Origin of the sequence: Undibacterium sp. Ji42W, assembly GCF_049340405.1 — a bacterium.
In the GTDB taxonomy this organism is placed as follows: domain Bacteria; phylum Pseudomonadota; class Gammaproteobacteria; order Burkholderiales; family Burkholderiaceae_D; genus Undibacterium.
Genome location: NZ_JBMPOV010000007.1, coordinates 279,146 through 301,613, shown reverse-complemented (window position 1 = coordinate 301,613; position 22,468 = coordinate 279,146). Strand labels below are relative to the sequence as shown.

The window sequence follows — 22,468 nt, the reverse complement described above, 5'->3', positions numbered from 1 at the left end:
CGCTAACAGCAAGCGGGAATGACGGCTTAGGGTGCATTGCATGGCTTGCGCTCATTGCTATCCAAGCGTAGCTGACGCAAAAACAGTCAATGCCAATTTTGCGCAAGTCCTATTGGTAAGGATTCTCCAACCCCATCCCCTCCAATATCTCTATCTCCAGCGCTTCCATCTCCTCAGCCTCATCATCCTCTTCATGATCATACCCTTGGGCATGCAAGACGCCGTGGACGATCAGATGCTGCGCATGTTCAAGCACGGTTTTCTTTTGCTCGGCCGCTTCCTTCTCCAGCACATCGGTACACAGGATAATGTCAGCCTGGGTCACCTCGGCATCTTCATCCTCGGTATAGGCAAAGGTCAGCACATTGGTGGCGTAGTCCTTGCCGCGATAGTCATGGTTGAGCAGCCTGCCCTCTTCAGCATCAACAAAACGCAAGGTGATTTCTGCCGGAAAAAACAGCGCCGCCTGCACGGTTTTGCGTATCAGTGGGCGGGTTAGCAAGTCTTGCAGGCGCTTGTCGGCGTATTGCACCGACAACGTCAGCTTATGTTGTGATTCTTTTTTACTTTTTGCGACCATGATGGGCAGTACTCAAGGGTGTTGCTGGTTTTAACATGCCGATGGCAGCATTATTGGCCGTGGTATTGGCACTGGCGGTTTCATACGCATCGACAATGCGTGCCACCAGCGGGTGACGTACCACATCGACGCTGCCAAAATGGGTAAAACCTATGCCGCGCACACCATCAAGCACCTGACCAGCATCAATGAGGCCGCTCTTGACATTACGCTGCAAATCTATCTGGGTAGGGTCACCGGTAATCACCGCCTTGCTGCCAAAGCCTATGCGCGTGAGGAACATTTTCATCTGTTCTGGCGTGGTGTTTTGCGCTTCATCGAGAATGACAAAAGCATGATTCAAGGTGCGGCCACGCATATACGCCAGCGGGGCAATCTCGATGACCTGTTTTTCAAACATTTTTTGCGTGCGGTCAAAACCCAGCAAATCATACAGCGCGTCATACAGCGGGCGTAGATACGGATCGACCTTTTGAGCGAGGTCACCCGGCAAGAAACCCAGGCGTTCGCCCGCTTCTACCGCCGGACGGGTCAGCACGATACGCTTGACGGCATCACGCTCCAGCGCATCCACGGCGCAAGCTACGGCCAGATAGGTTTTACCTGTACCAGCCGGGCCTATGCCAAAGCTGATGTCGTGCTCGAGTATGGTCTTGATGTAATGATTCTGATGCGGCGTGCGCCCGCGCAAATCACTGCGGCGGGTTTTGAGCATCGGGCTTTCTATGTCGGCATCTTCCGGCAGGGGTGCATCTACCGCGACGGCGTCGGCAGGAATAACATCTTCCTGATCTTTGCCGACCTTGCCTTTTTTGAGGCTCTTGCTGGCGCGTTGCTCTACCAGGGCCAGTTGCACTTCATCGATGGTGATGATTTTTTTCGCCAGACCATAGAAATGCTCAAGTATCTCTATCGCTTTTTCAGCATTGTGGCCGCTGACGATAAATTTTTCACCACGGCGGAATATAGTCACATCCAGTGCCGACGAAATCTGCCGCAGGTTCTCATCCAGTGGCCCGCACAGATGTGCAAGGCGGGTGTTGTCAATGGGTTGAGGGATGAAGTGTGCTACCGGCACGGGTGTTTTTGCCATTATGCTGTCACTGCCTCTTCGACGAGTTCGCCGCGTAAGGAATAATTATAGGATTCGGTAATGCGGGTATTCACCAGCGTACCGACCAGGTCTTTGGAGCCCGCGAAATTGACAACGCGGTTATTCTCAGTGCGGCCCTGCAATTCATTCGGGTCCTTGACCGACGGGCCTTCTACCAGGATGCGCTGCACCGTACCTATCATGGCATTGCTGTATTTCTTGGTATTGGCATCAATCACCGACTGCAAATGCTGCAGACGGCGCAATTTGAGTTCTGCCGGGGTATCGTCAGTCAGATTCGCCGCTGGCGTACCTGGGCGGGGGCTGAAGATAAAGCTGAAGCTGTTATCAAAACCAATGTCATTGATAAGCTTCATCAGTGCATCAAAATCGTCATCAGTCTCACCGGGGAAGCCGACGATAAAATCAGACGACACAGAAATATCCGGGCGCACCAGTCGCAAACGACGCAGGACGGATTTGTATTCTATCGCGGTGTAGCCGCGCTTCATCGCCGACAAAATACGGTCAGAGCCATGCTGGGCAGGCAGGTACAGATGATTGACCAGCTTGGGTACCTTGGCATAACAGTCGATCAGGCGCTGGGTGAATTCTTTGGGGTGGCTGGTGACAAAGCGTATGCGTTCTATCTGCGGGAACTCGGCGATGTATTCGATCAGCAAAGCAAAGTCGGCGATCTCGCCATCTTCCATAACGCCACGGTAGGCATTCACGTTTTGTCCCAGCAGAGAGATTTCCTTGACGCCCTGTTCAGCCAGGCCAGCAACTTCTGCCAGCACATCATCAAACGGGCGCGAGACTTCTTCGCCACGGGTATAGGGCACGACGCAATAACTGCAATACTTGCTGCAACCTTCCATGATGGACACATAGGCACTGGCACCCTCAACACGGGCTGGCGGCATGTGGTCAAACTTTTCAATTTCAGGGAAACTGATATCGACTTGCGAGCGGCCAGAAGTACGGCGCGCATCGATCAACTGCGGCAAACGGTGCAGGGTTTGCGGGCCAAAGACCACATCCACATAAGGCGCGCGCTTGATGATGGCATCGCCTTCTTGCGAGGCCACGCAACCGCCGACACCAATCAGCAATTCAGGTTTTTTGCGTTTGAGTTCACGCAGGCGACCGAGGTCAGAAAATACTTTCTCGGATGCTTTTTCACGCACACTGCAAGTGTTGAGCAAGATCACGTCGGCATCGTCGGGATTATCGGTTTTCACCATGCCGTCATTGGCATTGAGAATATCGGCCATCTTGTCCGAGTCATACTCGTTCATCTGGCAACCGAAGGTTTTAATAAATACTTTTTTTTGCATAATTTTCTACAAGCTCTACCTACTCAAGGGACTGACATCGTCCATGCTGCCTTGCACTACTCCCCCTGAGCCAGCGCTACATCACATGTTCGTATTTTTAAAAATTTGAGGCACCCATTCCTTGGCAACTGGTAATACCTTTTTACGTTCAATCTCGGTCAATACCCAGATTTTGGCAACGTCACCAAAATTATCTTCCAGATAATTGATGATGACATAATTGCCGGTAATTTGCGTAGGCGAGATAAACAGGTTCTGGTCATCATAAATACGCAAACCCGGTGCCGTATTCCTGGCTTTGCCATCAATCAGCACATCGGGATATTGCGACATATTCAATACGCCACGCTTGGTATTCTCCGGAAAATTACGTTCATCCGGTATTTGTGCAAAACCTTGCAAACTCGTCATTGCCAGCAAGACCAGCATGAACATCATCATTACACGGCGTAAAGCCAGCAGCATAGGCATAACTCGTCACCTCTTGGTGGGGATTAAATTCAAAGGAATCAACTACTTAGGTCAAAACCTCGGGAAACCGGCAAGCCTGCAAGTTTAACACAGTCAGCGCCACACTTCCTATTGCAGCATAGCAGCACTTGCAGCCGCAACAAGCCAAAATGGCCCAAAATCTGTGATAATGGCAAAAAAAGAACGATGGAAACCCATGCACACCCGCTCACCCCGCTCTGAAAAGCGAGAATTTGATACCCGCCATTTCCGGGATGCCCTGTCGCAATTTGCCACTGGCGTCACTGTCATCACCACCCGTCTGGCAGATGGCCAGTTCCTGGGTTTGACCGCATCCTCCTTCAATTCTGTCTCGCTGGACCCGCCCCTGATACTCTGGAGCCTGGGCACAGCCGCCAACAGCCTGCCCGTGTTTAGCGGTAATTCTCACTATGTAGTCAATATCCTGTCTGCCGAACAAGCATGGCTGGCCGAGCAATTTGCCAGCCGCAAGACTGATCGTTTTGCAGGTGTTGATTACACCCTGTCACGCACTGGTCACCCTATCCTGACTGGTGCCTCGGCCTGGTTTGAATGCCATAACCGCAGCCGCTACCCCGAGGGTGACCATGTCATTTTCGTCGGCGAAGTCGAGCATTGTGAATTCACCAAACAGGCACCGCTGGTGTTTCATTCAGGCCAGTTCCTGCGCCCCACCAAAGAATAGATACATCCATGATCAGCATTTTGCCTGCCGACCTGGTCGGCTACTTTGCCGCCTGCCTGACGACGACCACCTTTGTACCCCAGGCCTGGCTGACCTGGCGGCGCAAACGGGCGGAAGGTGTCTCCCTGGGCATGTACATCATCCTCGTCCTTGGCATCACGCTATGGCTAGTGTATGGCCTCATGCTCAGCGCCCTGCCCATCATCATCGCCAATATGATCACGCTCATGCTGGCTATGTTTATCCTCGTGATGAAGCTGGTCTATCAATAGATTTCCAGCACCTGGCTTCGCGCCCTGCCGCATATACACATCCAGGAGGACAGCATGTCTGATGGCAACAATGATGACAATAATACAGGCGACGTTAAAAGCAACGATAACGAGGATCCATAAAATCCCGGCTGCTGCCAGGCCCAGAATGCGCCTGTTTGCCGCCGTTGCGGCAGGTGTCATCTATGGCTTGCTGCTGCGGGTAGGCTTTGAACACAAGTCCCTGCATGCGTGGTTGCAAATTGTTTCTACCGCCTTTTTGATCCTCGCTCCTTTCAGCGTCGGCGCAATTGCGGTCGTGCTGGCGGCGGGTAAATCCCATATTCATGTGGGCATGCAAGTCATGGTGTCCTTCATGTCAATGATGGCCTTTTTGCTCGCCATGTTCGTTTTCCTGCTGGAGGGCATGGTTTGCCTGGTGCTGGTCTTCCCGGTCTTTGTGGTGGCGGCCCTGATAGGCGGCCTGATTGCAGGTGCCATCCACAACCGCTTTCGCGCATCCAAAATCAGCCTGTATTCTTTTGCTCTGCTGCCACTCCTGCTAGGCCCGGTAGAGGCCAGCTTGCCGCCAGTGCAAAGCGAGCAACTGGTCAGCTCTGTCATACAGATACAGGCCAGCCCAGAAGAAGTGTTTGACCAACTGGCCTCAGTGCAAAACATCCAGCCCGATGAACTCGGCTTTTCCTTCGTACACCTGATAGGTTTGCCAAAACCCATCGCTGCAGACTTTACGGGCACTGGTGTCGGTGCAGTAAGAACTTCGCGCTGGGAAAAAGATGTGCGCTTTGAAGAAATCATCACCACCTGGAAAAAACCCGGCACCATGCATTACCGCTTTGATATCCTGCCCGGTGGCATCCCCAAGTATGTACTCGACAGGCATGTGGAAATGGGAGGTGAATATTTCGATGTCATTGATGGCGGCTACGACCTGAAGGCAAAAGATGGCGGTACAGAACTGCGCCTGAGCACCCGCTTCATTAACAAGTCACAACTCAAGACCTATGGTGACCTGTGGGGCAAGATGGTGCTCAACGATTTTCATCAATCCATTCTCGGCCTCATGAAAAACCGTGCGGAGCAGCGTCATCAGCAACAGCAACAGCAATAACAGTTAGATCTGGCAAAAACAGCAGATTGATTGATATATTGGCGATTGCTTGAATCCAAAGCCAGGATGTGAGAAGCTTGGGCCTTGATCAAGACTCGGAACCTGAGGCATCCTGCATGAAACTCTCACCTATTTTATCTGCCGCCATTGTGATGGCACTGGCAAACAGCGCATCAGCACAAGTGCAAAGATGCGTTGATAGTGATGGCCGTGTGACTTTTACAGACAATGTCTGTCCCAAGTCCAGCGTCAAGGAAAAATCGGTCAAGACCAATCAAAAATATGTAGGCTCGGAAAAAGTACAGGAAACCAACTGGGCAGCACAGAATGAAGCCTTTAACAAGCGCCATGCCGAGCGTGAAAGACGGGCAGACAATGAAAGACTGATCCATAACTTCATCACGACACCACTGCCACCTGGTGTGAAGTACCAAAGACTCACCACATATTCTGACCGTCCATCGAAACTTGACAACAGATAGACGAGGGTGTGACGAGGCTAGAACCTGCAAAATCAATTATGCTAAAAAAGTCCCAGCTAACAGTGCGGGACTTTTTTAGCGCCCCTGACTAAGTCTTGGTAGCAGTTGTCGTCGCTGGCTTTACAACCGATTCAACACCCCGTGCACCATGCATGTCAGTATCGACCTTACCATCCTGCAAGTCAGTTAATGCCTGCTTCATGACTTTGCGTGGCTTAGTACTGTCATCGATCGTTTGATCACGCTCGTGTGGCAGCAGGGCTTCGTTATTGTTGACCTTTGCGGCCTTATCAGAGCCATCAGCAATCTGATGGGTAGCTTCATCAGCATTATTCTGCTTGCGATTTTTATTGTCCAGATTCACTTGTTTAGAGTTCACGGCCAGCCACTCCCTGATCAGCCGCCTGCTGCTCAACAGTAGGCGTACTGGCTGAGCCAGCAACTGCAGCAGCCACCGAATTCGTCGATGGCAAACCGCCAGGGATAAGATTCGGTGGTACACGCGGATCAAAATCTGTCCAGTCACCTTTGCTGATGGTGCCTTCGCCCAGCTCAATCTGGTCTGCCCCCAGGTCTGTCAAGAGCCTGATGACACGCTGTTCAGTCTCGGGCTCGTTGACGCTCACTGCAACCATCATGCCGGAGCGTCGGACGGTTGCAGCATTTTCAGCGTCATCATCTGTCGTTTCACCCTTGTCCTTCATTTGCGACAAGCTGCCTATCAGCGCACCCACATGCGCGCCAACCAGCGCACCCAATGCGGTACTCACAGGTCCTGTCACCGGCGCACCGATCAAACCCACTGCAGCACCAACCGCCCCACCAGCAGCAGCACCACTGACAGCGCCATTGCCCGCCTTGGTTGCACCTGGAGACTCATCCCGGTCACCGCCAAGTGGATACATATCATGCTGCCCCGGCGGGTTAAGATAAAAAGAGCTGATTTGTCCTGGGGCAAAGCCCAGTACCATCAGTTGATGGATAGCCTGCTGTACCTGGTCCTGCTGCTGCAGCCGTCCGGCAATAATATGTGTCATGATGCTCTCCATCCTGGTTGCAAAACCCGCATTGGTCTGGGAGCCTATGAGGGTGCTTATTAACAAGATAGACGCATTCCGGAGAATCATCTGTACGCTGGCGCACCCAGCCTTACAGACATGAAATCCTTGCTTCATGGTCCTTGATTCTTGTTTTTGTTGCTTCAAGCAGGACTCGACTACCGCCAAACCATCAAGGTGAAATTGAGGTATGCTGACCTGGCACGTAACGTCATTTTCTCTTTGCGTGTGGTGCAAGTAAATTGAAGCACGCAATTAATCAATCCAGCCGTTGCTGTATTGGCATGCCTTATTAATACAATGAAAGATCAGATACATTACCAACGCGTTCCACAGGTGCCGGGACTGGTCCTGAGTGCTAGCCGGATTTCAGAATTTCACTTCGACCGCCATTATCATCTCGACTACCACATCGGCCTGGTGACGGAAGGTGTGCAACGCCAGGAATTCCGGGGGAACTCGGTGCTGCTGGGCCACGGTTGCATCGTCCTGATGCCACCGGGCGAAATCCATGATGGCATGGCCGAGGATGGTGATGCCTATACACTCAAGACCTTTCGCCTGCCATTTGACCTCGTGAACCAGGTCACAGAAGAACTCTCTGGAACAAACCGTGAACCGGCTCTGATGGGAACGATGCTGGAAGACCCCATACGGGCCGCCCATCTGCTGCGTCTGCATGACACCATGTATGCGGATAAAGACGCGTCTCCTCTGGCGATACAGTCGGACTGGCTGTCACTGCTGGATTTTATCTTCACGCAATCCAAAACCATAAGGCCGCAGAACATCAAAGGTGGCCTCGCCTCCTGGCAATACCAGCGCATCAAGGAGTACTGCGTGGCGCATCTCTCACAAAAAATAAGCCTGGATGAGTTGGCGGGCATTTGTGGCCTCGGCCCATTCCATTTTTTGCGTCAATTCAAGCACAGCATAGGCATGACACCCCACGCCTGGCTAGTCAGGCTGCGACTGGAGTACGCTTGTTCATTACTGGGAAAAAATCCGCAGACCATCGCCGATGTGGCACAACTGGTGGGCTTTTATGACCAAAGCCATTTTAACCGCGCTTTCAGACAGGCCTACGGGGTCGCACCGTCCTCGTACTAGAACTCATTTCATCAATAGGGTGAGATGCGTTTGCCTCACAACGTGGGCTGGCCAATGGTAAAACTATGGACGAGGCAGTCCAGCGCGTGCTATGAGGCAAACTTCGGAAACTGACGATTTGAGCGCATTGCAGCATTTCGCCCCTCGCTAAGGCAGGAGCCTCAGCAGCGCAGAGTATGCACCTGAGGTCTTGCACTGCATCCCAAATCGTTTTGTTCGCACTCATCCTATTCATGAAATGAGTTCTAATAGTCAATTTTTTACAATCCACCGCACCAGTCCTGCTCTTATTATGCCTTCATTGGAGAACACGCCAGGCAAAGACAGGAGAATAGATCGTGCAAAACAAACAAGTAGCCAATGCCAGCGCACCAGGCAAGGCATTTGGCAGTGACAATATCGCCGGCGTCTCGCCCGCCATACTGGACGCCCTCGTCGCTTGCAATGCAGACCCCACCACGCCTTATGGGGCTGACGCTCTTACTGCAAGTGTAGAACAACAGTTTTGCGAGCTATTCGAGCGCGACGTCAGCGTTTTTCTTGTGCCAACTGGCACGGCAGCAAACTCCCTGTGCCTCAGTGTCATGTCGCCGCCATGGGGGAGTATTTTTTGCCATCCGTCCAGCCATATCAATACTGACGAATGCGGTGCACCTAAGTTTTTCACCAACGGCGCAAAATTGCTTGCAATAGATGGTCTAGCAGCAAAGATCGACGTGGAAAAACTCGCCAAGGCCAGCAGGCTAAAGCGTGGCGACGTACATGCAACACAGCCGCATGCAGTCAGCATCACCCAGGCCACAGAAATGGGCAGCGTCTATGCCGTGGATGAAATCCAGGCTATCAGCAAAGTTTGCAAGGACGCCGACATGCGCTTGCATATGGATGGTTCCCGTTTTGCCAATGCGCTGGTGTCGCTGGCTTGCACACCTGCAGAAATGACCTGGAAAGCGGGCGTAGGTGCACTCTCATTTGGCGCTACCAAAAATGGCGTCATGGGTGCTGAGGCAATCATCCTGTTTGACCAGGACCTTGCCAGGGAGATGGCATATCGACGCAAGCGTGCCGGTCACCTTTTCTCAAAAATGCGCTTTCTGTCGGCCCAAATGAATGCCTATCGGCAGAACAATTTATGGATCAACAATGCCCGTCATGCCAATCAAATGGGGCAGCGACTGGCGCAAGGTCTGCGACAAATAAGCTCTGTAGAACTGCTGGGCGAGTCGCCATCGAATATCATTTTCTGCCGCTTGCCGCAGGCCATGACAGCCGCATTATTGAAGGAAGGCTATGCCTACCTGCATGATCGCTGGGAACCCGGAGTCGCTCGCTTCGTCACCCGCTTTTCGACCTCGATTGCCGAGGTCGATCAACTAATCACCAGCATGCAGCATATCCATGCTCAACAACAAGGAGAATTTGCATGATGACAGAGCGCCATTATTTCAAGAGCGATGAGCTCAGCCTGCACACGGAAGTACAACTGTGCACGCCAACGCAGGAAGGAGAATATGAGATCATTCTGGCAGCCACCGTGTTTCATCCACAAGGTGGCGGGCAACCGTCTGATGTGGGCTGCATTGCAGGCGTCAAGGTCAAGCGGGTATTTCAAACTGGCGAACAGATCATCCATCTTACCGGGCACCCAGTCACCGTCGGCAGCGCATTGATTGAAGTTTGTCCAGAAACACGCAGGCTGCATACCCAGCTCCATTCAGCAGGCCATCTGATAGGCTGCTATGGAGAGCTGGCTGGATGGCGCCCCGTTAAGGCACACCACTGGCCAGGTGAAGCCAGGGTAGTCTTTGAAAACGGCGGCGCCACCTCTGCCTTGCCCGCAGACGAGCTGGCGCAACAAATCCAGTCCTGGATTACAGCCGACCTGCCTCGCCACACCAGCCTGCAAGCAGGGCAACGACAGATTGGTTTTGGCCACTTGCCAGCCCACTCTTGCGGAGGCACGCACGCGCTGTCCACTGGCCAGATCGGCCATGTCAACATTACCAGGATCAAGGAAAAAAAGGGGCAATTGTCCGTCCACTATGCGCTCGGCCCGGCATGATCATCTGGTAAGATTTTTATAAAAATGAACTGCAAACAGCTGTGCGGCTCCACCAGGGACTCCCCCTGTAGCCGTATGATGCCTGCCGCGCACTATAGCGCACGGGCAACCTTTGCCAGCCGCTTCACTCTCTGGGTGATGTCTTTGGCATTGACATCTGCATATCCCTGTACCATATTTTTCTTGCCCTCAATAAAATCAAGTATTCAGCAATGGTTTTATCGCCGCACAAAATGCAGTTTTGGATTTTTCTGCTGCATCAATCAGGTAACAACCAAACGCAGTGTTTTGATCTGGCAGGCAATTCAACGGCGAGAAATCATGACTAAAATCTTCTATAGTCAACATCAAGTGATTACTATAGCCATCAATGATATCGACTAGCTCAGCGTCAAACTCTGCTATAGATATTTTTCCTTCCTGAACACCCAGATATAAAAAGCCCAGTAAAAGCGACGCATAGCGCTCGTCAAAAACGACATGCTGCCTCTTCATTTGTTCCCGTAAAATATCCTGCGCCTCATCTGCAGTTTCGCACGCAGAAAGCTCTGTAAGCCAAAATTTGGGCATCACTTCAAGCTCACTCAACGCGTTTGCGAGATTGTTGATCTCTGCGACAGAGGCATACTTTGACTCGACGAGAGAAAAAATCAGCAGCAAAAAATTCTTATTTTTATCTTCATCCATAAAATCAGAGCTTCACTCGCCCCGCCAGCTCCTGCACCGACACTATCCACTCATTCGACAGGTTTGAATCCGCCCAAAGTTCCTTGAGTTCAGACTCATCCCCCAGGATTTTGGCAACCACCTTGTGAGCCTTCTCGACCAGCTCCTTGCCCGGTACCAGCTTTGTTTTTCTGACCCATTTATCGACACTTTCGCTATACGCATTGCGCGTACCCCAGTTGCCCTGCAACCTGGCTATCACTTCGATAGCGGCAATTGCCTCTTCTGCATCAGAAGCATCAATATAACCATCGCCTTCCTGCAATATCTTGTTCAGCGTCTCTTCTACCAGTGACAGGTCATGACAGTCTTCAATAGCATAAGCCCAGTCACATGCAGTATCGTTTCCGAAAGAATCGGCAGCCCAGGCACCCATACAATCCCCCTTAAATTTGAACTACCAATTGGAGGACAACACTGTCCTCCCTTGAATAAACTATGCAGTTGCATCAAGGTGATTCACACCTCATCCGCCCGCCGCACATACACCCCTATCAAACCGATCACCCCAGCAAAAACACACAGCAAATGCAAATGCATTAAAGGAATAATTTCATACAAGACATTCTCATTACTGAAAGGACGCATAGGTCGTATGTCAGCATGCATGATGCTGTCGAACACCACATGAGACAGGGCACCAAGCAAGGCGCCAATGCCGACCTGCAGCAGCGTCAGTTGCTGCCAGTGATAAAAATTGGGGAGATAACATCGCCGCGCACACCAGCGTGCCAGCAGGAATAGCAAAACCGTAAAAGCCGCCATCAAAGGCGCACCAAGATAGGTATGGAAGAAAGCATGCACTGGAAAACGTGCATGCATGAGGTTATACAAAGACTCCACATCAATGAATACATTCACAGCAGCGAAAGACAAAAAACTGACATGGCGCGGCGCTGCCGCCTTGAGGGCAGCACCTAGACCAAAATGAAATGGGGTAACCGGCATGACAGATGGATGCTCCCGCGTAACTGACAATCAAGCAGTAGCATACGATGACCAGGAATGATGGTCAACCAGACAATATCAGGTCATTCCTGGCGTTATGCTGCAGACATACAAAAGCATGTTCAGTAGTCGATGCCGCGTCCGGTTTCCAACAGCGATTTGAGGCTGGATAACACCAGCGGCCAGCCAAAGCTGATGCCACGATGCACCTCAGGCGTGAGCTCTTCATGCGTCACCGTCAGGCGTACCAATTCACCGGACTTGGGATCACCCTTGTCAATGTCGATCGCCAGCTTTGAATGCTTTGCCAGGTCTGCCGCATTGGCAGGACCCACCCAGGTCATAGCCAGCCGCTTGCCGGGTATGCATTCGAGCACCGTGCCCACATGTTCTACCGTAGCCTTGCCATCGTCGGCAATATGCTGCCAGCTTGAGCCTGGTGTCCAGTCAGAGACGATTTCGCTTTTCCAGAATTGCCGGGTCAATTCACCGTCCATCAGGGCTTGCCAGACTTTCTCGGTTGTCGTGGCGATATAGGTCACATAGACAAACTTCTCTTGGTTCATGATCACTTCCTTTCCAGTTTGGTTTTGAGGTCGTGCATGGCCTCAAGATGGGGTCGTTCAAACTTGCGTATCCATCGCTCATAAATCTCATGGATAGGTACGGGGTTGAAGTAATGCAGCTTCTCCCTCCCCTGCCGCTCGACAGAAATTAGATTGGCCTCTTCCAGCAACCCCAGATGCTGGGTCACCGATTGCCGTGCCATCTCCAGCTCATTGCAAAGCGCACCCAGCGTCTGCCCGTTTTTGGCATGCAAACTGTCGAGCAATTTGCGACGACTGGGGTCAGCCAGTGCCTTGAAGACTTTGTCTATTTCTGTCATTGATGTATTGCACCTGAAATTTTAATTGCGCCTCATATGCAAGGATGCCAGGACAAGGATACAAGGCATGTGCAGCTGAAATGCAATAAAATGCAGGAAAATACCTGCATAAATTCATTATATGCAGGTAAATGCCTACATGTCAAGCAAGGCTTTCTTGATGATAGGAAGGTATCCGCGAACAGTAAAATTTTTTACAAGAAAATATCCAGCATCAATGCTGGCTTGAGTATCACGAAAATCGCGATACCAAGAGCAATAAGGCCCTGCTCAAGTACACGCCAGATGGTTGCAGCCTGTGGTGTTTTTTTATTCAATTCTTTAGCAGGTATTGTCATAGACCACATTATAAATTGGGGGCATCGGTCAGAGCAATTCTTTTAAGTTTTGATCAGTTCATCTTATCCTGTCAATATGGGTGGCAACATCTTTGCTGTTTGACTGATACGTTACAATCTATCTAAAAAATGGCGTTCCCAAAACGAAGGCAGCAGATACTTTTACCTTGGGCACCTCGGTAACACACAGAAAGATTGCGACATGAATGAAATAGCCAAGAGTTTTTTGGATGCCTATGCCAGCGGCGGCGAAATAGATGGTGGCTGGAAATTTGCCAAAGCTTTGCAGCAAACCCAGCTCGATTATTCAGACAAGGGTTTACACCGGCTGGACCAATTATTTGCAGCCATGCGGGAACGTGTAAAGCCATCCCGAGAAGACATGCAAGGGTCACTACAAGGTCGCAACTTTTGCGCCCTGATTGCCTATCATGTGATTGAAGTCCTGCGTCGCCGTACTGGCGCACATATCGATTGGCATGACAAGGCATCGGCACTTCAAGAATTACCGGCTGACATGCCATTACCCAACGAACCGTTTGCCCGGCTGATTGCCCTTGCGCCAGACCAGGGCGTCGCATTTATGCCTCTGGATTGGATAGAGGCAGAGATATTTGCTGACAGCCAGCAATCAAAGGCGGCAGATTATGTCGCTAGCCTGATACAGCAACTCGAACGTAACGCACCTGTCATTTGGTGGACAGGCATGCAGGCCCTGGGGCGCACTGCCTCATGGCAAATGATGATGGCGGCTGACGGCGGTGCAGTGCTACCCTTGATGCTACGCTCAACTGCGCCCATGTCCTGGTGCGCGCTGATGTCTGGCCTGCCAGGTGAAAGCCCTGAACAGGCTTTGCAGTATGGAGTTGATTGCCTGGAAAAAAACCCGGACGGTGCAACATGGCAAGTGTTTTCTTATAATGGTTACGCTGATATTGAAGAGGGCCGTTTCGATGCGGTGATAGTCATTCTTTATACTTACGGCACATCGCCGTTACAGTTGAAAATAGCTTTTCCGTATCGCCCTGCCCAGGGTGGCCGCGCATTTGAAATCCTCGACCCAACTTTACGTGGCACAAATGTAGAAGGCGAGCAAGTGCTGATGTTGGGCAATGCCATGCAACGCGGCATACTGAGCGTGAAGTGGGCGTTTGGAACTACGTGGAACCAATTACGGAAAACGTAGAGCTATGCAGACAATGATAATTGATGACGGAAGCCCTCACAGCCCTGCCATCGACCCGTATCTATTTTCACGCTATTGCGGCTTGACAGTTTCTTTCTTCACCGGCTCAGGCACACGCATCATCAGGCGGCTGGAAGGTGAATCGGTGCCCGTCAGCATATTCCAGTTTTTGTCGGCATCCTGCCCCGTCTTGTTCAACAGCGGGATGGATGACAACACATCACCAGACGCTTTTGGTGCTTCCGCCGCTGGCTTGGCAGATTTGGCTGGCTCTGCTGTTTCACCAGGCTTGGCGGGCACTGCCGGCTTGGCTGGTGCTGCCGGGCCTGGGCCATCCCAAACCTTGTTGGTCAGGTCTTTGTCATATTGCGTCGCATGCTTGTCGAGGCGTGTCAGCAATTTATTGTATTCCGCCGGATTGGTATTCCAGGCCTTGTAGATATCACCGACATCATCAGAACCAGCGACCTTCTTTTTATCCAGATAAACCGCAATACCGAAAGACACATTCGATGCCGTGTTGAACCTGTCGTATTTGTCGGCCACCTCATAGCCACCTATGCGCTTGGTGCCGCTCAGCCTTTCTGTTGCATCTTTGGCCGTGCTGTCAGTAATGGCAAATACACCAGATGCAGACGACTTGCGCGAAGTCGTTGCGGCGTCTGGGTTGAAGCCAGACTCCACCTCGGCCAACGCCAGCAGGTTGGCAGTGTCCTTTTGAGACAGATTGGCCTTGCCCGCCTGCTGCACAATTTCTTTTTGCACTTCAAACTTCACATGATCATTCGCATCACCCCAGGTGCGGCTGTCGCCCTGAGAGTCTGCCGTCAGTGGATCACCGTTATGGCTATAGTTCTTGGTTTTTTGTTTGCCGCCTGTCATGTTATTTCCCCTCGCGCTGCGTGCGCTTTACGGATACTTTTTCAATTTCAGTGAAACGTCCATTGTCATCCAGCACAAAACCGTGCTTCTGAAGAAAATTGCCTGGTATAGCTTTGGGTTTGCTATTCGTTGCCCCAAATTTTTCACGGGTAGAACCGAGAAAGACACCCACCTCAGAAAAATAATCATCCCACTCGCAAGACTTGCAATTACCGAGATTCGTAGAGCTCAATACAATCTTGCTCTTGCCATCGCCTTTGTCCCCTTTACCCTTGACGCAAGCCAGTTGCGTAATCATTGAACGGTCTTTCAGGTAATCTTCGTAGAGATACAGTTTTTCTGAGAACTTGTCGGTGCCAGTCTGATGCAGCTTCACTTTTTGCAGGAAGCATGCGCCATCCAGACGTTCATTCGGTTCGCAATAGGTTTCGACAGTGACATCCAGCTCATCACAATGCAGGCTGGCTTCAGTGATATAGGTAGTTGATTTGGCCGTCACTTGCGCACTGGCAATAGCAGGCAACAAGGCCGCCCCCAGGACAAGACTGCTCAACAAACGAAAACTGCCGGGAAAGTAGTTATTCATAGGCATCCACTTCTTGAAGTATGAGGCAAGAGAAAAAGCATCAACAATACCTATTCTACAATAAAATATATTTTACTTTGGTTTTTATATAAAATTAGGTACGGCAGCGAGAATAGCTTTAACCGCGCCAGGTAAACATAGCGTCTGCAGTACTACTCCATGCCCGGCAATCTCCATCACCAGCCATTAGCCTCCCAACCGTCATGCCAGACTGGATCTGGCATCCAGTGTCGTTAAGCCGTGATGTACGTTGAAGCGAGGCTGACAAAATCACCTCCACACCTACACTCGCAAAGCACGGGCAATACCGCTGGAAGCCGTTAGGCTCTGCCTTTTATGAATAGGTTCGTTCCTGGCCCAGGCCCCTTAGTCTGTCCGGCACAGACTTCCCACAAGCAATTACGCAACCACCGATGCCCAGGATCAGCATCCATGCGCGGATGCCACAACATGGAGACAGTAATTTCCAGCGTAGGAAATGGCAGCTCAAAACTATGCATGCCCGCCCGCAAATTGCCCGTATGGCGTTCAGGCACAGTAGCAATCAAATCAGACGCCCGCGCCAGGGCCAGCGCCGCAGAAAAACCACCCACGGTCGTCACCACATCGCGCTCCAGCCCATAGGGTTTAAGCGCATCCGCCATCGGTCCCTTGCTCTGGGTACGACGTGCCACCAGCACATGCTGGCCAGATGCATACACGGCTGGCGTCATGACAAGCTGACTCAATGGATGCCCTATACGCATGACGCCGATGAAACGGTCGCGGAACAAGGCGCGGGTACGTACTTCAGGGCTGATGGAATCGCCGACCACGCCGGTTTCCAGATCCACGCTACCATCACGCAAGAGCGCACTGTCCTTGTTCAGCTTGGGCATGAAAGTCAGGCGCACATCTGGCGCTTCTGCGCTGATATGGGCAATCAGCGCCGGTCCAAAATTCTCGACAAAGCCATCACTGGTGCGCAGGGTAAAGGTTCGTGCCAGCTGTGCGAGATTAAGCTGCGCCGCGGGACGTAATACCGCCTGCGCATCTTGTACCAGTTGGCTGACCTGCTCACGTAATTCCAGCGCCCTGGGTGTAGGCACCAGTCCGCGCCCTGCCCTGACCAGCAAAGGGTCGCCGGTGGTCTCGCGCAAGCGTGCCAGCGCCCGGCTCATGGCAGACGGGCTCAGCCGCAGCCTGGCAGCAGCACGCGCCACACTGCCTTCAGCCAGCACAGCATCGAGGGTAACCAACAGGTTAAGATCAGGGATGGACATGCATTGATTCTAACGCGCTTTGACATGGCATGATCAACAACATAGCGTTAAACGCATCAATATAATGCAAACCGTGCGCCTTCCGCCTTATATCGTAAAAACCTATGATCAGACATTACTACTCAAGTCAGCAAAAAAATGAAAGCCACATCCATCACAGAGGCTGTTGCATCGTCCACTGGCACCAAGGCATTGCAACAGGTGCGCTGGATACTCACCAGCTTGTCGCTGTCCATGCTGTTGTCTTCACTGGGTACCAGTATCGCCAATGTAGCATTACCAACCCTTACCCACGTATTCAGTGCCTCATTCCAGCAAGTGCAATGGGTAGTGGTTGCCTACCTCCTCGCCATCACTATCCTTATTGTCAGCGCCGGTCGCCTGGGCGACAAGGTGGGGCGCAAACGTCTGTTGCTAACAGGTATTGCCCTGTTCACCGTAGCCTCTGCCCTGTGCGGCGCAGCGCTCACATTGAATATGCTGATCGCTGCCCGCGCCCTGCAAGGCCTGGGTGCCGCCATCATGATGGCGCTGACCATGGCCTTTGTCGGTGACACCGTCAGCAAAGAGAAAACCGGCCGCGCCATGGGTTTACTGGGCACCATGTCTGCCATTGGTACTGCCTTGGGCCCTTCGCTGGGCGGCATACTGATTGCAGGCATCAACTGGCACGCCATCTTCCTGATCAATGTCCCGCTGGGCATCCTCAGCTTCATACTCGCGCAACGTCATCTGCCACAAGACCAGCAAGCCAGCAACAAAGCCAATAATAAAGCCAGCGCGCGCTTTGACCACACAGGCACATTGTTGCTGGCATTGACCCTGGCTGCCTATGCCCTCGCCATGACGCTGGGTCGCGGACATTTTGGCGCACTCAACCTGGCATTGCTGCTTGCCGCCATCCTTGGCGCAGCCCTGTTCATGCTGCTAGAGACCAAAGTCGCGTCACCACTGATACGCCCCACCCTATTCCACGACATCACCCTCAGTAGCAGCCTGGCCATGAACACCCTGGTCGCCACCGTCATGATGGCCACGCTGGTGGTCGGCCCCTTCTACCTGTCACGCTCACTGGCACTGAGCGACGCCATGGTTGGCCTGCTCATGTCCATCGGACCCGTCATCTCTGCCTGCAGCGGCATTGTCGCAGGCCGTATCGTTGATCGCATGGGCGCACCAGCCACCGTCACCAGTGGGCTCGTCGCCATGGTCACAGGTGCATTCGCCCTCGCCCTGCTGCCGTGCATCACAGGCATCTCTGGCTACGTCATCGCCATCGCCATACTCACACCCGGCTACCAGCTTTTCCAGGCGGCCAACAATACAGCCGTCATGCAAGACATCGCCCCGAATCAGCGCGGCCTTATCTCCGGCATGCTCAACCTGTCCCGCAACCTCGGTCTCATCACGGGCGCAACTTTGATGGGCGCAGTATTTGCCCATGCATCAGCCAGTAGTGACATCAGAGCGGCTACACCAGCAGCGATAGCGACTGGCATGCAGATGACGTTTATCGTGGCAGGCGTGATGTTGCTAACAGCATTGGGGATTGCGGTAATAAGCCGTTTGAAGATGAAAAAATCAGCTAAGTCTGCAAATTGATCACCATCGATTTGCTCACAATAAACGCCATCGCAATATATGAACATAAGCGAAACCTAAGCGAAACGGCAATTTGTAGGGTGCGTTGCAACGCACCGTTTTTTTGCTACCGCCCTCGTTTTACCATCACGACCGGTGCGTTATAACGCACCCTACTTGTCCAAGAATTACAGGGATAGGGCGATTGCTCGCAAAGCTGAATTCTAAAGCTTGAACAAGCCGAACAACTCCAGAACTCATGTCAGGCAACACAGCATTTGCCGCAACACCTGATAAGCATCGTCACCGCCTTGTCATCAAGCAACTTTACAATGTCAGCCCATGCAGGCGGCTAGTGCCTCTCATTGTACGTCCCTGCAACAGTCCCGCTATCCATCTTCGCCTTGTACCCATGTGCCAGGTGAGTCTCCGAACCTGTGACAGGAATGACCATGAATGTCCGTTTTTTAAATGAGCGCAAGGCCGCAAATCAATTGCTTTCATTATGCTTGCCGCTGGTGCTGATCGCTTGCGGTAACAGCAAAGATGCTGCAACACCCGCACCAGAACCCGTCGCTGAAACACCCGCAGTGGCCGTCATGTCTGACGTGCATTTTGAAAACGTCTATGGTGACCTGAAAAATGCCAAATTCTCTGGCATACCGACTGGTGACGGTAAATTTGCCACCATACGTACCATGTATGCGCAACTGACTTCAACCCGCCTGTTCAATGAAAACTACTTTGCCTTCCGTGGTGCACTGGATGACGCTTATGCACGCGGCATCAGGCTGGTGGCCTTGTCCGGCGATTATTCCGACGATGCACAACCCGTCAACATCGATGGCATTGCCGCCATCTTGAAAGAGTATCAGGCCAAAGGCATGCGCTTCTTTATCGCGCCCGGCAATCATGATCCTAATGAGCCCTATGACGATGACGAAGCTGGCAAAAATGATTTCCTGACGGTAGAAGGCAAAGAACAAAAGGTCTATGCAGTCAATTATTCCGGCTGCAAATCACAGGACGCCACTGTCGCCTGTACCAACCAACTCATGGAACTCGGTTACGAAAAACTGATCACCCAACTGGGCGAGTTTGGCTATATGCCCAACAAGGCCGACGTGTATTGGGAGACCCCGTTTTCCAGCTACGCCAATGCCACCTACACCTATGACGCAGCACTCAGTAGCGCCGACGTAAAAAATCGCCAGTTTGAAATTTGCGCAGAGGGTGAAGGCGGCAGCTACAAGGCAGAAGGTGAAAAAACCCTGGGCAAGGCATTTACCAAATGCACCAGCATCATCGACTCCAGCTATCTGGTAGAACCGGTCAAGGGTGTCTGGCTGCTCTCGATTGACGCCAATGTCCACATCCCCAACAGCGCATTTGACCCGGTCAATGCCAAGGCATTCAAAGGCTTTGATGGCGCTGGCAATGCGGGCTGGAACAAGGTATTGACGCATAAAAAACATTTGCTGGCATGGATCAAGACTGTCACTGCCCGCGCCAAGTCTCAGGGCAAGCGCCTGATTGCCTTCTCGCATTATCCGACCATGGACTTTTACGCCAACCAGACTGATACCATGAAGGCAGTCTTCAAGTCGGGCGCCTTCCAGGTTACTCGCGTGCCTGATCAGGCCACCACTACTGCACTCGCAGCCACGGGCATGCAATTGCACATGGGCGGTCACATGCACTTCAATGGCACAAATGATTACAAGGACGCATCCGGCAATTACTTCGTCAATGTGCAGTCGCCCTCATTGGCCGTATTTGGTGCTGCCTACAAGATCGTCAAATACAAGGACCAGGACACAGTCGATATCGAAACCGTGTCCCTCAACAATGTGGCCCGTTATAACGAACTCTTCAAGTATTACCAGACCGAGTACGACTACCTGCAAAACAGCAGCCTCGCCGCTGATGTGAGCAAGCGCTGGAGCAAAGACATACTCGCCACCAAATCCTATGGCGAATTTACCCGCTTTTATTTTGGTGAACTGTCACGCTTGCGCTTTATGGATGAATACTGGCCTTGTGAAATGAAAGAAGCCGCCACCAGCCTCGACGCCAAACAGATGCTGATCCTGTCGCAATTGCAGACCCAGGTCACGTTCGCGCAATTGAAAGACATCCCCGGCGTCTTGCCCCTGACTGCCACCTGCATGTCAAAAGGTAGCAGCAGCGCTACGCCTGTCTCCGCCAGCCAATTGACCGCCGACTGGACAGTAGCCACCAACAAGGCAACACAACTCGCCACTGCTGCCGGTTATAAGCTGGATGACTTCGCCAAAATCAGCGCCTATGAATTCTATGGCGACTTCCACCGCACCGTCTATGCCGGCGAACTCGCCTTGCGTGACATGGGCACAGACCGGGTCAAGCAATACAAAGTCCTGATGAACGCGTTCCCGGCCAACCCGGCTGCCATCAGTATGCTGGATGGAAAACCTTCAGACCAGAATGCGGTCAATGTGGTTTTCCAAAACCAGTTCAAGCAAGTATTCAGCATCCTCAAAGGACTGGGCTCAGGCAAACCCAGCGACCGCTTCACCGTCAACTTCAAAACTCAGACATTGACAAATACCAATACCAGCTCTGCAAGTTTTAACTAAAGCGCTTGATCATCCCCGTTTGGCCAATGGCAAACGGGGATAATTTCTAAGAATGAGTGGTGATGATTTTCACAGGCAAGTCTGTTCACACCGCATCGTCGTTTCAATATCGTGTAGATACGATTAGTGCTAACGTAATCGTACGCATGTCTGCGGTCAAATAAAATCCACGTCCCATCTTCGGATTAAAGTCATGTTGCAATTTTCCGTCATCAATTGCTGTTACCTTTGATTTGACTCTGCCTTAGCAAACATCATCAATTATCGAAGTTGATGGAGAAAATTAACATGCTTGCGTAAGATTACGTAAGCACTAATCGTACCTATGCTCTAACAACCCTGTTTTTCACGCCTATTGACTCCCAACCGCATCCTCCAGCAAAGTTACGCTTTTTGCGACCTTGCCTTTCTTAGAGCTGAGTATGACTTTACGGTCGCGTTTCTCGTCATACTGATAGCTTTCGCTGATTTGCAGGCCAGTCAGCAAATTGGTACTGACCGTAGAACCCTTGCCCACCATACCATCTGCCTCTTCTTCATCTATACCTATCATTTGCAAACGCTGGCTGGCCGCATCGAGGCGGAAGCGCCAGGTATAGACTGAGTATTCACGCGAACCACTGTACTGGCTGACGACCAGCACACCGTTTTTGATAGTGACATTGATGCCATCTTTGACGCCGCCGCAACCCTGGCATTGCAGCAGCTTGCTATTGCTGCCCAATACACTGTAACCCTTGCCCGCGCTTGCCTGCAGCACGATCAAGCCACGTTGTCTGTCGTCAGTAGTACTCTTGCCCTCCACCACCACGGCAGCAATATCGGCCAGGCCATCGCCATTGAGGTCACCACTGACCTGGTTTTCCACCGTCCAGCCAGGTGGCACAAAATCACGCAGTGCCAGTGCCGTTGACATGCACAGGGTAGACCTGAATATGATACTTGATTTGTTACTCGCGACCCCTTGCCCCGGCATACAAAGATTTCATTTCCAATGTGCGGTAGCACGCAGAAAAAGAGACTGGTTTCGCCTACACTCAAGTCAGTGACAAGATAAACTGCTGGCTTGGGCGATATTCCAACTGCTATATGCCTGCATGTACAGCATCTTTACCATCTCAATGAGGTCATGCCATGAAACACGGTCAAACAGAAATCAACGCCCTCCAT

General features: G+C 51.8%; 26 protein-coding genes. 10 read left to right on the top strand and 16 right to left on the bottom strand.

The features are described 5' to 3' along the window. Positions 1 to 109: 109 nt before the first annotated feature. The 4 genes from ybeY to ACO0LG_RS17350 form a co-directional block, all read right to left on the bottom strand. On the bottom strand, positions 110 to 580 hold the full coding sequence (gene ybeY, locus ACO0LG_RS17365) for an rRNA maturation RNase YbeY (protein WP_423028568.1): 471 nt from the start codon (positions 578 to 580) through the stop codon (positions 110 to 112). Next, positions 564 to 1,676 carry a PhoH family protein gene (locus ACO0LG_RS17360; RefSeq protein ID WP_423028753.1) on the bottom strand — a complete coding sequence of 371 codons (1,113 nt, stop codon included), beginning with the start codon at positions 1,674 to 1,676 and terminating at the stop codon, positions 564 to 566. The genes ybeY and ACO0LG_RS17360 overlap by 17 nt, the downstream gene beginning before the upstream one ends. Next, positions 1,673 to 3,013: a tRNA (N6-isopentenyl adenosine(37)-C2)-methylthiotransferase MiaB gene (gene miaB, locus ACO0LG_RS17355; RefSeq protein WP_423028566.1), complete on the bottom strand. Its 1,341-nt coding sequence runs from the start codon at positions 3,011 to 3,013 to the stop codon at positions 1,673 to 1,675. Before miaB ends, ACO0LG_RS17360 begins: the two co-directional genes overlap by 4 nt. Before the next feature lie 81 nt (positions 3,014 to 3,094). After that, positions 3,095 to 3,484, bottom strand: a complete 390-nt coding sequence (locus tag ACO0LG_RS17350) for a hypothetical protein (protein ID WP_423028564.1) — start codon at positions 3,482 to 3,484, stop codon at positions 3,095 to 3,097. Positions 3,485 to 3,680: 196 nt separating this feature from the next. On the opposite strand from ACO0LG_RS17350, the gene ACO0LG_RS17345 reads away from it, so the two are divergent. The 4 genes from ACO0LG_RS17345 to ACO0LG_RS17330 all read left to right on the top strand — a co-directional run bounded on the left by ACO0LG_RS17345 (position 3,681) and on the right by ACO0LG_RS17330 (position 6,055). Further along, positions 3,681 to 4,190 (top strand): flavin reductase family protein, encoded by a 510-nt coding sequence (locus ACO0LG_RS17345; RefSeq protein ID WP_162042452.1) that lies wholly within the window; start codon positions 3,681 to 3,683, stop codon positions 4,188 to 4,190. Between the two features lie 8 nt (positions 4,191 to 4,198). After that, on the top strand, positions 4,199 to 4,462 hold the full coding sequence (locus tag ACO0LG_RS17340; RefSeq protein ID WP_423028562.1) for a SemiSWEET transporter: 264 nt from the start codon (positions 4,199 to 4,201) through the stop codon (positions 4,460 to 4,462). A gap of 70 nt (positions 4,463 to 4,532) precedes the next feature. Continuing rightward, positions 4,533 to 5,573: a hypothetical protein gene (locus ACO0LG_RS17335; protein ID WP_423028560.1), complete on the top strand. Its 1,041-nt coding sequence runs from the start codon at positions 4,533 to 4,535 to the stop codon at positions 5,571 to 5,573. A gap of 116 nt (positions 5,574 to 5,689) precedes the next feature. Further along, on the top strand, positions 5,690 to 6,055 hold the full coding sequence (locus ACO0LG_RS17330) for a DUF4124 domain-containing protein (protein WP_423028558.1): 366 nt from the start codon (positions 5,690 to 5,692) through the stop codon (positions 6,053 to 6,055). Between the two features lie 88 nt (positions 6,056 to 6,143). Here ACO0LG_RS17330 and ACO0LG_RS17325 read toward each other — a convergent pair whose 3' ends face one another. Continuing rightward, positions 6,144 to 6,434, bottom strand: a complete 291-nt coding sequence (locus ACO0LG_RS17325) for a hypothetical protein (RefSeq protein WP_423028556.1) — start codon at positions 6,432 to 6,434, stop codon at positions 6,144 to 6,146. Further along, positions 6,424 to 7,092, bottom strand: a complete 669-nt coding sequence (locus tag ACO0LG_RS17320) for a hypothetical protein (protein ID WP_423028554.1) — start codon at positions 7,090 to 7,092, stop codon at positions 6,424 to 6,426. Before ACO0LG_RS17320 ends, ACO0LG_RS17325 begins: the two co-directional genes overlap by 11 nt. Before the next feature lie 321 nt (positions 7,093 to 7,413). Between ACO0LG_RS17320 and ACO0LG_RS17315 the strand changes: the two genes are divergently transcribed. The 3 genes from ACO0LG_RS17315 to ACO0LG_RS17305 all read left to right on the top strand — a co-directional run bounded on the left by ACO0LG_RS17315 (position 7,414) and on the right by ACO0LG_RS17305 (position 10,285). Then, a complete protein-coding gene (locus ACO0LG_RS17315; RefSeq protein WP_423028552.1) occupies positions 7,414 to 8,223 on the top strand; it encodes an AraC family transcriptional regulator in 810 nt (269 codons plus the stop codon). 338 nt (positions 8,224 to 8,561) lie between these two features. After that, a complete protein-coding gene (locus ACO0LG_RS17310) occupies positions 8,562 to 9,650 on the top strand; it encodes a threonine aldolase family protein (protein ID WP_423028550.1) in 1,089 nt (362 codons plus the stop codon). Then, entirely contained in the window at positions 9,647 to 10,285 is a 639-nt protein-coding gene (locus ACO0LG_RS17305) for an alanyl-tRNA editing protein (protein WP_423028548.1), read from the top strand. Before ACO0LG_RS17310 ends, ACO0LG_RS17305 begins: the two co-directional genes overlap by 4 nt. 198 nt (positions 10,286 to 10,483) lie before the next feature. Here the strand turns inward: ACO0LG_RS17305 and ACO0LG_RS17300 are convergent, their stop codons facing one another. The 6 genes from ACO0LG_RS17300 to ACO0LG_RS17275 all read right to left on the bottom strand — a co-directional run bounded on the left by ACO0LG_RS17300 (position 10,484) and on the right by ACO0LG_RS17275 (position 13,183). Then, positions 10,484 to 10,972 (bottom strand): hypothetical protein, encoded by a 489-nt coding sequence (locus tag ACO0LG_RS17300; protein WP_423028546.1) that lies wholly within the window; start codon positions 10,970 to 10,972, stop codon positions 10,484 to 10,486. Between the two features lie 4 nt (positions 10,973 to 10,976). Next, positions 10,977 to 11,387 (bottom strand): DUF4259 domain-containing protein, encoded by a 411-nt coding sequence (locus tag ACO0LG_RS17295; RefSeq protein ID WP_423028544.1) that lies wholly within the window; start codon positions 11,385 to 11,387, stop codon positions 10,977 to 10,979. An 83-nt stretch (positions 11,388 to 11,470) separates the two neighbouring features. Next, complete coding sequence (locus ACO0LG_RS17290) at positions 11,471 to 11,959, bottom strand: hypothetical protein (RefSeq protein ID WP_423028542.1); 489 nt, start codon at positions 11,957 to 11,959, stop codon at positions 11,471 to 11,473. A gap of 122 nt (positions 11,960 to 12,081) precedes the next feature. Then, a complete protein-coding gene (locus ACO0LG_RS17285) occupies positions 12,082 to 12,525 on the bottom strand; it encodes an SRPBCC domain-containing protein (RefSeq protein WP_423028540.1) in 444 nt (147 codons plus the stop codon). Positions 12,526 to 12,527: 2 nt separating this feature from the next. After that, the gene (locus tag ACO0LG_RS17280; RefSeq protein ID WP_423028538.1) at positions 12,528 to 12,845 is read right to left on the bottom strand and encodes an ArsR/SmtB family transcription factor; all 318 of its coding nucleotides are present in this window, start codon (positions 12,843 to 12,845) and stop codon (positions 12,528 to 12,530) included. Between the two features lie 194 nt (positions 12,846 to 13,039). Next, positions 13,040 to 13,183 carry a hypothetical protein gene (locus ACO0LG_RS17275; RefSeq protein WP_423028536.1) on the bottom strand — a complete coding sequence of 48 codons (144 nt, stop codon included), beginning with the start codon at positions 13,181 to 13,183 and terminating at the stop codon, positions 13,040 to 13,042. Positions 13,184 to 13,385: 202 nt separating this feature from the next. Here ACO0LG_RS17275 and ACO0LG_RS17270 point away from each other — a divergent pair, with 202 nt between their 5' ends. Further along, positions 13,386 to 14,369: a hypothetical protein gene (locus tag ACO0LG_RS17270; RefSeq protein WP_423028534.1), complete on the top strand. Its 984-nt coding sequence runs from the start codon at positions 13,386 to 13,388 to the stop codon at positions 14,367 to 14,369. Positions 14,370 to 14,441: 72 nt separating this feature from the next. Here the strand turns inward: ACO0LG_RS17270 and ACO0LG_RS17265 are convergent, their stop codons facing one another. From ACO0LG_RS17265 to ACO0LG_RS17255, 3 genes are all read right to left on the bottom strand, one after another. Then, positions 14,442 to 15,251 (bottom strand): transglycosylase SLT domain-containing protein, encoded by an 810-nt coding sequence (locus tag ACO0LG_RS17265; RefSeq protein WP_423028532.1) that lies wholly within the window; start codon positions 15,249 to 15,251, stop codon positions 14,442 to 14,444. A 1-nt stretch (position 15,252) separates the two neighbouring features. Then, entirely contained in the window at positions 15,253 to 15,837 is a 585-nt protein-coding gene (locus ACO0LG_RS17260) for a hypothetical protein (RefSeq protein WP_423028530.1), read from the bottom strand. Positions 15,838 to 16,157: 320 nt separating this feature from the next. Next, entirely contained in the window at positions 16,158 to 17,099 is a 942-nt protein-coding gene (locus ACO0LG_RS17255; RefSeq protein WP_423028528.1) for a LysR family transcriptional regulator, read from the bottom strand. 138 nt (positions 17,100 to 17,237) lie between these two features. Between ACO0LG_RS17255 and ACO0LG_RS17250 the strand changes: the two genes are divergently transcribed. Together ACO0LG_RS17250 and ACO0LG_RS17245 are read left to right on the top strand one after the other, a co-directional pair. Next, complete coding sequence (locus tag ACO0LG_RS17250; RefSeq protein ID WP_423028526.1) at positions 17,238 to 18,701, top strand: MFS transporter; 1,464 nt, start codon at positions 17,238 to 17,240, stop codon at positions 18,699 to 18,701. A 431-nt stretch (positions 18,702 to 19,132) separates the two neighbouring features. After that, positions 19,133 to 21,298, top strand: coding sequence for a metallophosphoesterase (locus ACO0LG_RS17245; protein ID WP_423028524.1), 2,166 nt, complete (start codon positions 19,133 to 19,135; stop codon positions 21,296 to 21,298). Positions 21,299 to 21,650: 352 nt separating this feature from the next. Here the strand turns inward: ACO0LG_RS17245 and ACO0LG_RS17240 are convergent, their stop codons facing one another. Beyond that, positions 21,651 to 22,214, bottom strand: a complete 564-nt coding sequence (locus ACO0LG_RS17240; protein WP_423028522.1) for a hypothetical protein — start codon at positions 22,212 to 22,214, stop codon at positions 21,651 to 21,653. Positions 22,215 to 22,468: the final 254 nt, after the last annotated feature.